Source organism: Micromonospora hortensis (genome assembly GCF_022230935.1).
GTDB classification, from domain to species: Bacteria; Actinomycetota; Actinomycetes; order Mycobacteriales; family Micromonosporaceae; genus Micromonospora; species Micromonospora hortensis.
Genome location: NZ_JAKKFE010000026.1, coordinates 284,412 through 300,268 on the forward strand (window position 1 = coordinate 284,412; position 15,857 = coordinate 300,268).

Annotated in this window: 12 protein-coding genes; 7 read left to right on the plus strand and 5 right to left on the minus strand. The window is 69.8% G+C overall.

From position 1 onward, the window contains the following. Positions 1-218: 218 nt before the first annotated feature. Positions 219-1,472, plus strand: a complete 1,254-nt coding sequence (locus NIE111_RS32450) for a helix-hairpin-helix domain-containing protein (RefSeq protein ID WP_372488371.1) — start codon at positions 219-221, stop codon at positions 1,470-1,472. 407 nt (positions 1,473-1,879) lie between these two features. On the opposite strand, the gene NIE111_RS19755 is transcribed toward NIE111_RS32450, so the two are convergent. Together NIE111_RS19755 and NIE111_RS19760 are read right to left on the minus strand one after the other, a co-directional pair. Then, positions 1,880-2,596 carry an isocitrate lyase/PEP mutase family protein gene (locus tag NIE111_RS19755; protein WP_238685786.1) on the minus strand — a complete coding sequence of 239 codons (717 nt, stop codon included), beginning with the start codon at positions 2,594-2,596 and terminating at the stop codon, positions 1,880-1,882. A 36-nt stretch (positions 2,597-2,632) separates the two neighbouring features. Continuing rightward, the gene (locus NIE111_RS19760; protein ID WP_238685787.1) at positions 2,633-2,806 is read right to left on the minus strand and encodes an SDR family oxidoreductase; all 174 of its coding nucleotides are present in this window, start codon (positions 2,804-2,806) and stop codon (positions 2,633-2,635) included. Here NIE111_RS19760 and NIE111_RS19765 point away from each other — a divergent pair, their 5' ends adjacent. Continuing rightward, complete coding sequence (locus NIE111_RS19765) at positions 2,807-3,397, plus strand: TetR/AcrR family transcriptional regulator (RefSeq protein ID WP_238685788.1); 591 nt, start codon at positions 2,807-2,809, stop codon at positions 3,395-3,397. Between the two features lie 21 nt (positions 3,398-3,418). Here NIE111_RS19765 and NIE111_RS32300 read toward each other — a convergent pair whose 3' ends face one another. After that, positions 3,419-3,721 carry a GNAT family N-acetyltransferase gene (locus NIE111_RS32300; RefSeq protein WP_238685789.1) on the minus strand — a complete coding sequence of 101 codons (303 nt, stop codon included), beginning with the start codon at positions 3,719-3,721 and terminating at the stop codon, positions 3,419-3,421. 155 nt (positions 3,722-3,876) lie between these two features. Between NIE111_RS32300 and NIE111_RS19775 the strand changes: the two genes are divergently transcribed. The 3 genes from NIE111_RS19775 (at position 3,877) to NIE111_RS32095 (ending at position 8,060) form a co-directional block, all read left to right on the plus strand. Further along, entirely contained in the window at positions 3,877-4,572 is a 696-nt protein-coding gene (locus NIE111_RS19775) for a DUF1223 domain-containing protein (RefSeq protein WP_238685790.1), read from the plus strand. A gap of 40 nt (positions 4,573-4,612) precedes the next feature. After that, on the plus strand, positions 4,613-5,035 hold the full coding sequence (locus tag NIE111_RS19780; protein ID WP_238685791.1) for an MmcQ/YjbR family DNA-binding protein: 423 nt from the start codon (positions 4,613-4,615) through the stop codon (positions 5,033-5,035). A gap of 157 nt (positions 5,036-5,192) precedes the next feature. Continuing rightward, complete coding sequence (locus tag NIE111_RS32095; protein WP_274531320.1) at positions 5,193-8,060, plus strand: glycosyl hydrolase; 2,868 nt, start codon at positions 5,193-5,195, stop codon at positions 8,058-8,060. Positions 8,061-8,158: 98 nt separating this feature from the next. Here the strand turns inward: NIE111_RS32095 and NIE111_RS19790 are convergent, their stop codons facing one another. Both NIE111_RS19790 and NIE111_RS19795 read right to left on the minus strand, forming a co-directional pair. Next, entirely contained in the window at positions 8,159-9,538 is a 1,380-nt protein-coding gene (locus tag NIE111_RS19790) for a glycoside hydrolase family 10 protein (RefSeq protein ID WP_238685792.1), read from the minus strand. 322 nt (positions 9,539-9,860) lie between these two features. After that, positions 9,861-11,711: a family 43 glycosylhydrolase gene (locus NIE111_RS19795; protein WP_443677123.1), complete on the minus strand. Its 1,851-nt coding sequence runs from the start codon at positions 11,709-11,711 to the stop codon at positions 9,861-9,863. A gap of 632 nt (positions 11,712-12,343) precedes the next feature. On the opposite strand from NIE111_RS19795, the gene NIE111_RS19800 reads away from it, so the two are divergent. Together NIE111_RS19800 and NIE111_RS19805 are read left to right on the plus strand one after the other, a co-directional pair. Continuing rightward, positions 12,344-14,680 carry a beta-L-arabinofuranosidase domain-containing protein gene (locus tag NIE111_RS19800; protein ID WP_238685793.1) on the plus strand — a complete coding sequence of 779 codons (2,337 nt, stop codon included), beginning with the start codon at positions 12,344-12,346 and terminating at the stop codon, positions 14,678-14,680. 160 nt (positions 14,681-14,840) lie between these two features. Next, positions 14,841-15,779 carry an NHL repeat-containing protein gene (locus NIE111_RS19805; protein WP_238685794.1) on the plus strand — a complete coding sequence of 313 codons (939 nt, stop codon included), beginning with the start codon at positions 14,841-14,843 and terminating at the stop codon, positions 15,777-15,779. Positions 15,780-15,857 lie beyond the last annotated feature (78 nt).

Below are 15,857 nucleotides of genomic sequence, written 5' to 3' on the forward strand. Positions count from 1 at the left end.
AATCCATGCCTTGCCCGCTCCATGCCCGACCCGGTCTCGTCGGGTCGGGTTTTTCGGGTGATCGGGCGACGCTGTGTCACCCGGCAGGCACCGGCTGAGGTGGCTGTCCCACCCGCAACGCTGACGGCCGATCCTGCCTGTCGTCGGCAATACGCGTGTGCGAAGCTGCGGCGAGTTTTTCTCGTGACTTTTCCAACGACCTGAGAGGGAGGTTCGCCGTGGCGTGGTCTTTCGGACACTCGCTGATAGTGGTACTGGCACTGTTGCTGGGCTTGGCCGCCGGGTGGCTGCTGCGCGGCCGACGGGGCGTACAGGGCAATTCGATTGTGGATGGTGACCCCGTCGCCGGCCTGGCCGTGATCACCACGCCCACGCCGGCTGCCACCACCGACGAGGCCCGGCCCGCGGCCGCCGTCGACCCGGCACCCACCGCGGTCGCCGACGAGCCGGTGCCGGTCGACACGGTCAGCGCGCCCGCCGCGCTGACCGAACCGGACGGTCCCACCCCGGTGCCCGTGCCGGCGGACGCCCCGAGCGCCGTCGACCAGGCGGACATGGCGCTGACCGAGACCCCGCCGCCGGTGCCGGCCACCGAGCAGTCCGACGCCGCTGAGCTGCGGCAGGAGCCGGGCGTGGACTCGACCCCCGAGCCGGTCACTGTCGACGACCAACCCGCCCCGGCGGCCGTGGTCGCCCCCCGCCAGCCCGCCGATGATCTCCCGCCGGCCGACGCGGCGCCGCTGGACACGACGCCGGCCGACGATGCGGCGATCGACGCTGCGCCGGTAGCGGCCACCCCGGCCGACACCACCCCCGCCGACGACGCGCCGGTCGAGACCGCGCCCGTCAACAGCACGCCGATCGACTCGACGCTGATCGACGATGCGCCGGCCGACGATGTGCCGGCCTCCGTCGGTCCGGCCGACGACGTGGAGACCACGGCCACTGCGGCCGATGCCACGCCGGCAGAGACGTTGGCGAGCGCAGGACCGTCCGACGCCGAGCCGGTGCAGGCCGGCTCCGTGACCGCCGAGCCGGTGCAGGCCGGCTCCGTGACCGCTGAGCCAGTGCAGGCCGGCTCCGTGAACGCCGAGCCCGCGGTTGCCGCTGCCGTCGACGAGCGGGCGGCGGTGGCCGCGCCTCCGGTCCGCCCGACCGCCGCCGCGACCCCTCCGGTTCGTTCGGCCGCGGACACGACGAATAGCGGCGTCGACGCCGACCCGACCGGCCCGGCCGACGACTTCCGCCGGATCCAGGGGATCGGGCCGAAGATGGCGGCTGCGTTGCAGGACGCCGGCGTACGCACGTACGGCCAGCTCGGCGAGTTGGACGAGCCGGCACTGCGCGACCTGATCCGGGCCGCCGGCCTGCGCGCCGCACCTGGGCTGGCCAGTTGGCCGCAGCAGGCACGCGTGCTCGCCGGCGCCGGCGACGAGATGGCAGCGGTGCTGCCGAGTGGCAATCAGGCCTGACCGCCTGCACTCGAGCCCCCGGCAGCCGTCCACCGCGACGGCACGCCGGGGGCTCGGCCGTGGCTGCCGAAGATCCTCCGACGCCCACCGCGCCGAGTGATCGACTCGGCGTTCAGGAAACCGCGGTCGGCCCGAGCGGGTTGCCCCGACGTCCAGAACTCGAGTCGATCAGCCCGCCGGCAGCCGCTTACCCGCGCCGTCGGCGCACAGCGACCGGCACACGGCGGTTCGTGCACGGCGGTTCGTGCACGGAGACCGGCGCGCCTCCCCCGAGATCGCGCTCGATCCTGGATGTAGTGGTGTCAGGTGCGGCGAAGGCCACTACATCCACGATGTTGCGCGATCTTACGGGCGGCATCCGACGCTGCCGAGCCGGAGCGCCGGCACCGCGGGGAGTGACGCCCGCCTCAGGCGCGCAGCTTGGCCGCGAGGTCGCCGATCGACGCCATCGCGTACCGCTGCATCCCTGGACCGAAGGTGATGCGTGTGGCGCCCTGCCGGCCCAGCTCTGCCACGGACTCCCGGTCCGGTCCGGCGGCCATGTTGATCGGCCCGGAGATGCCCTCCCGCAACTGCGGCAGCACCTGCGGTGGCGCCAGGATCGGGTAGACGCAGTCGGCGCCGGCAGCCACGTAGAGGCGGGCGCGTTCCACCGCCTCGGTCGGGTCACCCGTTCCGACCAGGAAGGTGTCGACGCGGGCGTTGATGAACAGGGCGTCACCCGCCTCCGCGCGCACTTCGGCCAGCCAGTCGGCGTGCCTCCGGGGGTCCTTGAGGTTGGCGTCCCCCTCCGAGTCCTCCAGATTGCAGCCGACGGCGCCGGCCTCCAACAGCCGTCCGACCAGCTCGCGGGGGGCGAGGCCGTAACCGCCCTCGACGTCGGCGGACACCGGAACGGACACGGCGCGGACGATGCGCGCGACCGCCGCGAACATCTCGTCGGGCGGGGTCGCGCCGTCCTCGTAGCCGAGCGAGGCGGCGACACCCGCGCTCGGGGTCGCGAGTGCCGGGTAGCCGGCGTCGGCCAGCACCCGGGCGCTGGCCGCGTCCCAGGGGCCCGGCAGAACGAGCGGGTCACCGGCGGCGCGGTCGTGGTGCAGGGCACGGAAGGTGGAGGCTGTCATCGTTGTGGTCTCCCGACGAGGCTGCGGAGGGCGGGCTCAGGCGGTGTGTCCGCCGTTGGAGTCAAGCACGGCGCCGGTGATGTACGAGGCTGCGGGGCTGGCCAGGAACGCGATGCCCGCGGCGGTCTCGGCGGGGTCGCCTGATTGTTGACCGATCGGTCCACCATACGCTTGGTGGACCGCCCGGTCAACAATCGCTACGCTGGTCACATGGCCAGGCCACGACAGTTCGACGAGGAGCAGGTGATCCGCGCCGTCCGGGACCAGTTCTGGGACGCCGGCTACGCGGCGACCTCACTGGAGGACCTGGTCCGCGTCAGCGGGCTGGGCAAGGGCAGCCTCTACGGGGCCTTCGGCGACAAACACCGGCTGTTCCTGCGGGCGCTGCGGGAATACACCGACACCAGCGGCGGCTACCTGCGCGAGATGCTCGCCTCCGCTCCCCGCGCCCTGGACGCGCTGCGCGCGTTCGTCATGGCGCCGGTGAACGACCCGGGTGGTGCTGCCGCCCGGCGCGGCTGCCTCATGGCCAACAGCACGTACGAACTCGCCACCAGCGACCCCGACGTCCTCGCCGAGGCGCGGCGCACCTACGAGGCGACGACCGCCCTGGTCGCCGAGAGCGTCCGACGGGCCCAGGACGAGGGCGACCTGCCGCACGACGTCGACCCGGTCGAGACGGCGCGCGCACTGCTCGCCGCACAGCAGGGCCTGGTGTTCATGGGGCGGACGGGGCTGGACATCGACACCCTGACCGCCACGGCCCGCACCCTCGCCGCCAGGCTCCTACCGGACGCCTGACACCAGCCCGACGGGGCGGAGTTATTTGATCTTGCGGGTGGACCGGACCACGATGCTCTCGTACTCCGGGTGCTTGACCACCCAGTCGGCGATGAACGGGCAGATCGGCACGACGGTTCGGCTCCTGCTCCGCGCGTCGTCCAGCACGGCCCGCGCCAGCGTCGACCCGACGCCCTTGCCCTCGTACGCCGGATCGACCTCGGTGTGGGTGTAGGCGATGATCGGGCCGGTCAGCTGGTAGGTGACGAACCCGACGACCGCGCCCGCCTCGTCGCGCGCCTCGAAACGCTCCCGCGCCGGCGCGTCTGTCACGGTGAACTGCACCCGACCATCCAACCACCCAGCCCGACGGCGCTCGCTGCGAGGCCGGCAGGGGACGCGACCCCACGTGCATTGTCTCGGCCGAAACGGGAAACGCAACGCCGGGCACCGGGAGTACGCGACGCCGCCGGGCACACCGTGGGAGGGGACACGCCACCATGACGAATCCATCGACGGACGGCGGCTTCGCCGTCGTCGAGATGTTCACGTCCCAGGGCTGCAACAGTTGCCCTCCCGCTGAGGAGTTGCTGAGCGAGATCGAGCGCGACGCCCGGGACCGGGGCCAGAACGTCTTCGCCCTCGGGTTCCACGTCGACTACTGGGACGACCTGGGCTGGCCCGACCAGTTCGCGGACGCGGCGTACACCGCGCGGCAAGAGGCGTACGCCCGCGCGTTGGGTACCCGAGGTCTGTACACCCCGCAGATGGTCGTCAACGGCACCGTGGAGTTCGTCGGTTCCGATCGCCGCCGGGCGGCCGCCGCGATCATGTCCGCCATGGCCTCGACCGCCGCCACACCACTGGCGCTCTCCATTGCCAACCTGGGCAATGACCGGGTGATGGTGGACTACCGGACCGAACAGCCGCCGGAGCGCGCGGTGTTGCACGTGGCGGTCGTGGAACGGGAGTTGACCAGCGAGATCGCCCGGGGGGAGAACGCCGGGCGGACGCTGCGGCAGGACAACGTCGTACGCGCCTTCAGGTCGGTGGGCCTGGACGCCGAGCGGGGACAGGTGGAGCTGGCGACACCACGTGGTCTTGATCCGCGGAGCGCCAGCGTGGTCGGCTACGTCCAGGAGAGCGGCGAACGGGCGATCGTCGGCGCTACGGCCATCGAGCTGTCCACCGCGTAATCTCAGCCCATGCGGATGGTGCGGGGTGCGAGGCGGTTCGGTGGCTGACGCGGACGACGTACGCCGGGTGGCGTTGGCCCTGCCGCAGGCGGTGGAGATTCCCAGTGACGGCTTCGACTTCCGGGTGGCCGACAAGGGCTTCGTCTGGTCCTATCCGGAGCGGACGCCGGGCAAGCCTCGGGTGATCCGGCTCGACATCGCGGTGCTGTTCGTCGGCGACGAGGCCGAGAAGCAGGCTCTCCTGCTCGGGGAGCCCGAGATCTTCTTCACCACGCCTGGCTACCAGGGCCTGCCCCTCGTGCTGCTGCGTCTGGCGGCGGTCGACCTGGACCGGCTGACCGAGCTGGTGACCGACGCGTGGCGGATGCGCGTGCCGAACGCGCTGTTGAACGACAGTGAAGGCGAAGCGTTGAACGACAGTGCGGGCGAACCGCTGGGCGACCGTGCGGGCGCCGGCAAATAGCGACATCAGCACGCAACGGGTTGGACACATTGACGGGGATCTCGGTACTCCATTACCGTGGCCGAGAGAGCGCTCTCTCACCTGACCTTCCCCCCAATTCAGACGCATAGCGCTGGACCCGGCAAGGGCCGCACCCGGCGCGCGCGATGGAGGCACGATGAAACCTCCCGTCCCCCACCGCCGATGGGCCCTGGCCGCCGCCACCGCGCTGGCCCTGGTCGTCGGCGGACTCACGATCCCGGTCACCCGCGCGGCCGAGGCCGCGCCCGTCGGCGCCGGCAGCTACACCACCACCCCGGTCGGCGCGCTCCCCAGCGGCTGCGGGGCGATGTCCAGCAACCCCCGGCAGTTCGCCACCGCCAACGCGCCCGCCGGGCCGATCCCCACCAACGACTGGTGGTCCTCACTGCTGTGGAAGCGCACCGACTGCTCGTTCAGTGAGCCGCTGCACGCCCACCCGATCTCGTACGACACCTTCGGCGACGGGCTGGGCTTCTCCGCCAACTCCACGCCCGCCATCAGCGGCACCGCCACCGGTGTCGGCGAGTTCCACTACCCGTACGTGCAGGACATCCGGGTCGGTGTGGCCGGGCTCGCCGCACCACTGGTGAAGGTCGACGGCTGGACGGACTGGACGGTCAGCCCGCACTGGAGCGACGGCACGCGCACCATGCGCGCGACCATCGGCCACGGTCTGCCCTTCGCGTACTTCCAGACCACCGGCGGGAACGCGCAGATCAGCACCGCCGGCACCCCCGACGTCTGGTCCAACAGCGGCGCCACCATCGGCTTCCGGGTCAACGGCCACGACTACGTCGGGTTCGCGCCCAGCGGCGCCAGTTGGACAGTGGCCTCCGGCCGGATCTCCTCCACCCTGGCCGGTCGCGGCTACTTCTCGGTCGCCCTGCTGCCGCCGACGTCCAGCGCGACCGAGCGCGCCGCGCTGGCAGCGACCTACGGTCAGTACGCGCACGCCCACGTGACCGGCACCCAGCTCTCGTACGCGTACAACCCGGCGACCAGCGGCCTGACCACCACGTACGCGTTCACCACTACCGCCCGGGAGGGCACCGCCACGCAGACGGTGGTCAGCCTCTACCCGCACCAGTGGAAGTCGCTGAGCGGGTCCACCGCGATCACGCCGACCTACCCGTCGGCGCGTGGCCGGATGAAGGTGCTCACCGGCGTCAACCAGTTCCGCACCGCCATGAAGTTCCAGGGCATCCTGCCGGAACTGCCGGCAGTCGGCGACGGCACCGGTGGTGACCTGTCGACGCTCACCGGGCAGCTGGCCGCCACCCGCGCCAACCCGATGGACCAACGCGGCAACGACACCTACTGGACCGGCAAGGGGCTCGGCCGGGCCGCGCGGATCGCCGAGATCGCCGACCAGGTCAACGACACCACGACGCGCGACAGCGCGCTGAACGCGATCCGTAGCACGCTCACCGACTGGTTCACCGCGTCCAGCGGCAAGACCAGTCGGGTCTTCTACTACGACAACAACTGGGGCACCCTGATCGGCTACCCGGCGTCGTACGGGTCGGACCAGGAGCTCAACGACCACCACTTCCACTACGGCTACTACATCGCCGCCGCGGCGACGCTGGCGAAGTTCGACCCGGCCTGGGCGGCCACCAGCCGCTACGGCGGCATGGTCGACCTGCTGATCCGCGACGCCAACAACTACCGCCGCGGCGACACCCAGTTCCCGTACCTGCGCGACTTCGACATCTACGCCGGCCACGACTGGGCGTCCGGGCACGGCTCGTTCGGCTCCGGCAACAACCAGGAGTCCTCGTCGGAGGGGATGAACTTCGCAAGCGCTCTCATCCAGTGGGGGCAGACGACGGGTAACACCGCCATCCGTGACGCGGGCGTCTTCCTCTACACCACCCAGGCCGCCGCCATCCAGGAGTACTGGTTCGACGTCAGCGACCAGAACTTCCCCGCCGCCTTCGGGCACTCCACGGTCGGCATGGTCTGGGGCGACGGCGGCGCGTACGCCACCTGGTTCAGTGGCGAGCCGGAGATGATCCAGGGCATCAACCTGCTGCCGGTCACCGGCGGTCACCTCTACCTGGGCAACAACCCGGCGTACGTGCGGACCAACTACGCCGAACTCGTCCGCAACAACGGCGGACAACCGACGGTGTGGCAGGACATCCTCTGGCAGTTCCAGGCCCTCGGCGACCCCGACGCGGCGCTGGCGAACCTTCGCGCGAACCCGGGCTACACCCCGGAGGAGGGCGAGAGTCGGGCGCACACGTTCCACTGGATCCGTAACCTCGCCGCCCTCGGCAACGTCGACACGACGGTGACCGGCAACCATCCGCTGTCCGCGGTCTTCTCCCGCAACGGGGCCCGCACCTACGTGGCGTCGAACCCGACGGCGACGCCGATCACTGTGACGTTCTCCAACGGCACCACGCTCGCCGTGGGCGCCGGCAAGACGGCCACCACCGGGGCGTACACCTGGAGTGGTGGCAACGCGGCCGGCGGAGTCCCCCCGACGACGCCGACGGACCCCCCGCCGACGACCGACCCGCCGACGACCCCGGGCACACCCACGCGGTACCTGCTGCCCGGGGGTGGGTTGGGCGCCGCCGGTAGCGCGGCCACGACGACTGTCGCTGCGGCGAACGGCAACCACGACGGTACGCCCACCAACGCCCAGGTCTTCACGGCGACCGGCCTCAACCTCGCCTACGCGGGCGGGCAGACGGCGTTCGACCTGTTCGTGGACGCCGGGACGGCGGTCGGCAACGGCGTGCAGGTGCGGATCTCCTACGACCTCACCGGCAACGGCAGTTGGGACCGGGTGGAGACGGGGCGCTACTTCGCCACCGACCCGGTCACCGGCTACGAGCACTACACCCAGAGCGCCGGATTGTCCTCGGCCACCGGCACGCTGGGCGCGCTGAGCAACGGCAGGGTCCGGGTGGAGGTCTGGTCGGCGATCGGCAACAACCCGACCACAGTGGGCATCGGCAACCAGTCGGTGCTGCGGCTCCCGTACTCCTGATCGACAGGCACGGCGCGACATGACGTCGGCCGGTGCGGAGGGCCACGAGGGGTCCTCCGCACCGGCCGACGTCGGTCGTTCAGTCGGTCATCGGGTGATCACGAGGCGGTGCAGGTCGGCGTGACGCCGGAGGCGCTGCCGGTGCCCTGGAAGCCGAACTCGGTGACCTGGCCCGCGCCGAGCCGGCCGTTGTAGTTCACGTTGGCGAACCGCACAGTGCCGGTGGAGCCACTGGCCGTCGCGCTCCAGGTGTTGGTGACGCTGGCACCACTCGGGAGCGTGAAGCCCACGTTCCACCCGCTCGTGCCGGCGGAGCCGGCGGTCACCTTCACGGAGGCCACGAATCCACCGGTCCACGAGTTCAGTGACACCGACGCCGAACAACCAACCGCCGGTGGGTCCGTCGGCGGATCGGTCGGCGGGTCCGTCGGAGGGTCGGTCGGCGGATCGGTCGGCGGGTCCGTCGGGATGGCCGGGCCGGCGTTGAGGGCGTTCAGGACGTTCGTGTACGCGGCCTTCTTGTTGCCGTTGCAGTCGAACAGCAGGGCGTTGTCCGAGCCACGCCACGAGTCGCAGTCCCGCACTCCCCACACCGTGATACCGGTGCAGCGCGAGACGTTCATGCAGGCGCGGGTGACGGCGCCGTAGATGTTGGCCTGGTTGCCGCCGGTCATCACGTCCAGCTCGGTGATCTGCACATCCACACCGAGATCGGCGAACCGCTGGAGGTTGGCCTGGTAGTCACCGGCCAGCGAGGTGCCCAGGTGCGACTGGAAGCCCACGCAGTCGATCGGCACGCCACGGGACTTGAAGTCCCGCACCATGTTGTAGATCCCCGTCGACTTCGCGTTGATCCCGTCGGTGTTGTAGTCGTTGTAACACAACTTCGCACCCGGATCCGCCGCCCGCGCCGCCCGGAACGCCGCCTCGATCCAGTCATTACCGGTGCGCTGCAGATTCGAATCCCGACGCCCACCACTACCACCGTCGGCGAACGCCTCGTTCACCACATCCCACGAGTGGATCTTCCCCCGGAAATGCGTGGCGACCTGGGTGACGTGGTTGATCATCGCGCTGCGCAACGCGCTGCCCGACATGCTCTGCGCCCAGCCCGGCTCCTGCTGGTGCCACAACAACGCATGGCCTCGCACGCTCATGCCATTGGCTTGCGCGTGACTGACCAGACGATCACCACCGGTGTACCGGAACTGGCCCTGCTGCGGCTCGGTGGCGTCCCACTTCATCTCGTTCTCGGCCACGACACTGTTGAACTCACGGTTCAAGACGGTCACGTAGGCGCTGGTGGACAGCTTGCCCGTCGCGACGGCGGCGCCGAAGTAACGGCCCTTCTCGGCCGCGGACGCTCGCAGGGTGGTGCCGGCGCTGGCCGAGGTGGTCAGCGCCATCGTCATACCCGCGGCGAGGGCGCCGGTGACCGCGACGGTCACCGCCGCCCGCAGAACTCTTCTGTGTTTCATGCGGATTCCTTGTCTGTGGTGGTGCAGCGATGGGGGCGCGGCGCCGAATCTGCTGCGAGATCGGAGACGGCAGCACCTGTCGCCGTCACGGCAGCAGTGCGGGAAGTCCTGACTCGACGTCCGGCATGCCCTGGGCGGACGTCGAAATCCGAGGGGCCACAGCGGGTTCGCCCGGTGAACCACAGGAGCGGCCGCCCTCAACCATCGACTGTGAGCGATAACATGCCGTTCGTCAAGTCGTAACCAGACGTACCGAACACGGGTCGCTCCGATGGGACGCTGTCGCTGCCGGAGCCGTACGATCACGGCTCCGGCAGCACCCTCACTGGAACGAGGCGTCGTCGACCAGGAGGCTGTCGGTGCCCTCAGCCGTCTCCACGTAGAAGGCGGCGCTGGTCAGCGTGCCGCTCCACGACACGGTCGCGGTGCCGGTGAGCAGGGTCCAGCCGTTGACGTTCACCCCGACCGCCGGCGTCAGCTGGAGGTAGTTCGTCGTGCCATTCGCGGTCAGCGACAGCGTCGCCTTCGCCGACGGGGTGCCGCTCTGTGCTCGTACCCAGGCGTTCGTGGTGTAGCTCTTGCCGTTGGTGAGCTTGGCGGTCACGTCCTGACTGGGGCCGTTCCAGGCACCGGTCCGGCCGGTGATCGACAGCGATCCGCTGCCGCCGTGCGCGAGTGTGGTGTTCCTGGCGAGGGTGCCGCTGCCGTGCACACCCCAGCCCGTCGTGCCGTTCTCCACGTCGCCGTTGGTGAGCAGGTTGGTGGCGCTGCCGCCGCCGGTGCCGCCGAACTGCCACCAGTTGATGTTGAACAGGTTGCCGCTGCCGCCGGCGAAGCGCAGGTAGAGATCATGGGTGCCGGTCGCTCCGCTGACCGCGCAGGTGCTGGTGGTCCAGGTCTGCCAGCCGCCGGTGCCACCCACTGCGCAGGTGCCAACGGTCGGGCCGGTGGCGCTGTCGAGACGAACCTCGATCCGGCCGCCGCTGGTGGCCGACGCGACCCGGGCGCTGAACGAGGTCGCGCCCGCGCCGAACGCGACGCCCTTGACCTTGATGTAGTCGCCGTTCTCGATCCAACCGACGTTCATCCCGCCCTCGCTCGACGCCTCGGTCTCGATCCCCGAGCCCCACGCGATCGTCTCCGCCTCCTGTCGCACGTACGGGTTCAGCGTGCCCACCTGTGGGGCACCGGTGTTCGTCATCGTGATCGTCGGGAACAGGCCATTGCTGGTATAGCTGAACTTCTCCACAGCGACCGAGCGGGTGTAACCACTACCACCCGGCAATGCTCCGTTGTGATAGAAGAAATACGAACCACCCTGGAAATCGATCACACCCGCGTGATTGGTGAAGCTGGCACCCTGTCGGGGCATGATCGTTCCCCGATAGGTCCACGGCCCCGTCGGCCCGGTCGCGGTGGAGTAGGCGATGAACTCCGAGCAGCATTCCGCCGCGAACACGTTGTAGTACAACCCGTTGCGCTTGAACACCCACGGGCCCTCCTCGTACAGGGTCGGCCGACTCGCATTACCGTTACGAGTACCGAACCCCGCCGTCGTCAGTGGGATGCGTGTCGCGCTGCCGGAGAACGAAATCATGTCCGGGTTCAATTTCACGTACCACAGACCCGGGTTACCCCAGTACAGATACGCCTGCCCGTCATCATCGATGAACGCGTGCGGGTCGATTTCGTTGTTGCCGACCAGGGGTCGACCGAGTGCGTCGCGAAACGGCCCGGTCGGGCTGTCGGCCACCCCGACGCCGATGACCATCTGCCCGTTGGAGCGCTGGCGCACCGGCACGTACCAGTAGAACTTTCCGTTACGCGCAACGACCTGCCCGGCCCACGCGTTGGCGTCCGCCCACGCGAACGTCGCCAGATTCATCGGCGATCCGTGATCGGTCCAGTTCACCATGTCGGCGGACGAGTAGACCCGCCACTCACGCATTGTGAAATTGGTGGACCCGTCCTCGTCATGTCCGGTGTAGACGTAGACCCGGCCGTTGTGCACCATCGGCGCCGGGTCGGCGGTGTAGATGTTCTGGACGATGGGGTTGTCGGCCTTGGCCGTGCCCGGGATCAGTGCGAGGACGCAAGCCATGCTCGCCAGCCAGGCGATGGCGCGCCTGGCCCGGTGGGTGGCCCGGGTTGTGGTTCGATCTTTCACCTTCACGATTACTCCCACAGAGAGTGCGCCGTGCGCGATGTCTGACTCGGCGAGCCACCGCTGCCCTGACTGCCGCTCGAACGTGCCGTGCCGTCCGCACGCCGAGCAGTACGACCGGCAGCAGTGTTAGCGCTAACAGCGTTTCCCGGGCGCCTCCTCCCCCATCTGACCTGGATTTTTGTGCGGCGCGGGATGTCCGTCGTAACCACATCGCAGCATTCATGTATCGACGTTGACATCCAAGATTTACGATGCACCGTACTGAGCGACCGGGCGGGCGTCAACGGGAGGGCGCTCGCTCCGCACCCACCGCCATCCGTCACACACAGTCACATTTTGGTGGTCGCGAGCCGGGCAGGTGTCCGTTTCGGACCATAGCTGCCACCGGTGGCCCCGCGCCCCGGGTCAGCTTGTCGCGGGATGAGTCAACGAGGCGCCCCGGGGGTTGCGGGTGTGTTAACGACGAACTATGTTAGCGATCACATCGATGTGCCGCGATAAGCGCTTGGGTGGGCACCCAGCGTCCACGGCGACCGCGTTCCCCACCACACCGCATCCGTTGTCGGCCCCGTTGCGGCCGACCGCCCCCGCCGCCATCGATGGCGGCCCCGACGTACCCGGCCACCTGGAGGTTCCCCATGCCACCCCCGCCCCTCAGCCGCCGCAACCTGCTTCAGGCCACCGGCGCCACAGTGGTGCTCTCCGCGACCGGCGCCGCCGTCACCCCCGGAAGCGCCTCCGCCGCCATCGTGCCCCCGGCCCGGGCCGACATCGGCGTCTCGGCGTACGCGTTCGACCTCGGTCAGGTGCGGCTGACCTCCGGCCGCTGGATGGACAACCAGTCGCGGACGCTCAACTACCTGCGGTTCGTCGACGTCGACCGGATGCTCTACAACTTCCGCGCCAACCACCGGCTGTCCACGAACGGCGCCGCCACCAACGGGGGCTGGGACGCGCCGAACTTCCCGTTCCGGACCCACATGCAGGGCCACTTCCTGAGCGCGTGGGCGTACGCGTACGCGGTGCTCGGCGACACCACCTGCCGGGACAAGGCCAACTACATGGTGGCCGAGCTGGCCAAGTGCCAGGCGAACAACGGGGCCGCCGGGTTCGGCGCGGGTTACCTCTCCGGCTTCCCGGAGTCCGACTTCACCGCCCTCGAGGCACGGACGCTGTCCAACGGCAACGTGCCCTACTACTGCATCCACAAGACCCTCGCCGGTCTGCTCGACGTCTGGCGCTACATCGGCAACACCCAGGCCCGTACGGTGCTGCTGTCCCTCGCCGGCTGGGTCGACACCCGGACGAGCCGACTGAGCTCCAGTCAGATGCAGTCGATGCTGGGCACCGAGTTCGGGGGCATGAACGACGTGCTCGCCGACATCTACCAGCAGACCGGCGACAGCCGGTGGCTCGCCACCGCGCAGCGGTTCGACCACGCCGGCGTGTTCGACCCGCTGGCCAACAACCAGGACCAGCTCAACGGCAAGCACGCCAACACGCAGGTGCCCAAGTGGATCGGCGCGGCCCGGGAGTTCAAGGCCACCGGGACCACCCGTTACCGGAACATCGCCAGCAACGCGTGGAACATCACCGTCGGCGCGCACACCTACGCCATCGGCGGCAACAGCCAGGCGGAGCACTTCCGGCCGCCCAACGCGATCGCCGGCTACCTCACCAACGACACCTGTGAGCAGTGCAACACGTACAACATGCTCAAACTGACCCGGGAGCTGTGGCTGCTCGACCCGAACCGGGCCGACTACTTCGACTACTACGAGCGCGCGCTGATGAACCACCTGATCGGCGGGCAGAACTCGGCCGACAGCCGCGGCCACATCACCTACTTCACCCCGCTGCGGCCGGGTGGCCGTCGGGGTGTGGGCCCGGCCTGGGGTGGCGGCACGTGGAGCACCGACTACAACTCGTTCTGGTGCTGCCAGGGCACCGGCCTGGAGATCAACACGAGGTTGATGGACTCCATCTACTTCTACAACGGCACCACGCTGAGCGTGAACCTGTTCACGCCGTCGGTGCTGAACTGGACGCAGCGCGGCATCACCGTCACCCAGACCACCAGCTTCCCGGTCAGTGACACCACCACGCTGACCCTGAGCGGCTCGATGAGCGGCTCCTGGAGCATCCGGGTGCGGATCCCGTCCTGGACCAGCGGCGCGACGATCGCCGTCAACGGCACCGTGGAGAACGTCACCACCACCCCGGGCAGCTACGCCACTGTCACGCGCACCTGGGCCGCGGGCGACACCATCACCGTGCGGCTGCCGATGCAGATCGCCGTCAAGGCCGCCAACGACAACGCCAACGTCGGCGCGGTCACCTACGGCCCCACGGTGCTGGCCGGCAACTACGGCAACACGGCCCTGAGCACCCTGCCCACCCTCACCGTCTCCTCGATCACCCGGACCAGCACCAGCTCGCTCGCGTTCACCGCCAGCGCCAACGGGTCCACCGTGAACCTCGCTCCCTTCTACGACGCCCACGGCTACAACTACACGGTCTACTGGAACACCACGGGTAGCGGTAGCGGCGGCGGCGGCAGCTACCGCCTGCAGAACGTCGGCACGGGCCTGGTTCTCGGTGTCCAGAACATGTCCACCGCCGACGGTGGTCTGGCCGTGCAGTGGAGCGACAGCGGCACCGCCGACCACAACTGGGTGGTCGTGACCGACGGCAACGCGGTCCGGTTCCGCAACGTCCACAGCGGCAAGGTGCTGGGTGTGGAGAACATGTCCACCGCCGACAACGCTCGCGTCCTGCAATGGGCGGACAACGGCACCGCGGACCACCGGTGGATCCTCGTGGACAACGGCGACGGGACCTACAAGATCCGCAACGTCAACAGCAACAAGCTGCTCGGCATCCTGAACGCGTCGACCGCCTGGGGCGCACAGGCCGTGCAGGATTCGGACAACGGCAGCGCGGACAACCGGTGGAGGCTGGTCCGCAACGCCTGACCTCCGTCCCGCCAAACGGGCTCACCGGCGCGGTCACCCGAAGGCCGCGCCGGTGACGCCGGGCGGGCGCCCGCCAGCGGTCGTACAGTGGGGAGGGTCCTGGCCCCAGTGAACGTGGCGGACGTGTCGGCTCGTGCCGCTTCCGCCCGGAAGGAGCACAGTGAACCGTCCCCTCCGCACCACGCTAGGCGGCGCGTTGACCGCCGTCATGCTGGCCACCGTCGCCGTCGCGCCGGCGCAGGCGCACCCCGTAGACCGGCCGCCAACCGTCCTCGCCCTCCCCGACGGGTTCCAGCCCGAGGGCATCGCCACCGCCGGCCGGTACGCCTACTTCGGCTCCCGCGCCACCGGTGCCATCCAGCGCGTCGACCTGGTCACCGGCCGGGGCACGACGATCGGCGCGGCCACCGGCACGCCGTCGCTCGGCCTCAAGGTCGACCCACGTGGCCGGCTCTTCGTCTCCGGTGGCACGGCTGGCGACGCTCGCGTGCTCGACACCCGCACCGGCGAGGTGCTGGCCCGCTACCAGTTCGCCACCGCCCCGACGTTCGTCAACGACGTCGTGCTGACCCGCGACGCGGCATACTTCACCGACTCGAACCGGCCGGTGCTCTACCGGCTGCCGCTCGGTCGCCGTGGGGCGCTGCCGCCCGCCGACGCCTTCGGCACGATCACACTGACCGGCGCGTACGAGCAGGTCGGCACGGGGGTGAACCTCAACGGCATTACCACCACACCGGACGGCCGGGCGCTGATCGTCGTCCAGTCCAGCACCGGCACGCTGTGCCGGGTCGACCCGGCGACCGGCGCGAGCACAGTCGTGGACGTGCCGGGCCACACCTTCACCAACGGCGACGGACTTCTCCTGCTCGGCCGCACCCTCTACGTCGTGCAGAACCGCCTCAACCAGATCGCGGTGGTCCGGCTGAACCACGCCGGCACCGCCGGAGCGCTCACCAGCACCATCACCGATCCGAACTTCGACGTACCCACCACTGTGGCCAAGGCGCTCGGCCGGCTCTACCTGCCCAACGCCCGGTTCACCACACCGCCGACCCCCACCACGCCGTACACGGCCGTCGCGGTCCGCGCCCACTGAGCGAACCGAGGGGGTACGCGCCGGGCGCGTACCCCCTCGACCCACCGCTCTGATCTGAATCGCCGATTCGGCCGCCAG

Bases quoted from the DNA above. Each gene is read 5' to 3' on its own strand.
- NIE111_RS19800 (WP_238685793.1), top strand. From the start codon at position 12,344: ATGCCACCCCCGCCCCTCAGCCGCCGCAACCTGCTTCAGGCCACCGGC.
- NIE111_RS19775 (WP_238685790.1), top strand. From the start codon at position 3,877: ATGACGAATCCATCGACGGACGGCGGCTTCGCCGTCGTCGAGATGTTC.
- NIE111_RS19765 (WP_238685788.1), top strand. From the start codon at position 2,807: ATGGCCAGGCCACGACAGTTCGACGAGGAGCAGGTGATCCGCGCCGTC.
- NIE111_RS19755 (WP_238685786.1), bottom strand. From the start codon at position 2,596: ATGACAGCCTCCACCTTCCGTGCCCTGCACCACGACCGCGCCGCCGGT.
- NIE111_RS32095 (WP_274531320.1), top strand. From the start codon at position 5,193: ATGAAACCTCCCGTCCCCCACCGCCGATGGGCCCTGGCCGCCGCCACC.
- NIE111_RS19790 (WP_238685792.1), bottom strand. From the start codon at position 9,538: ATGAAACACAGAAGAGTTCTGCGGGCGGCGGTGACCGTCGCGGTCACC.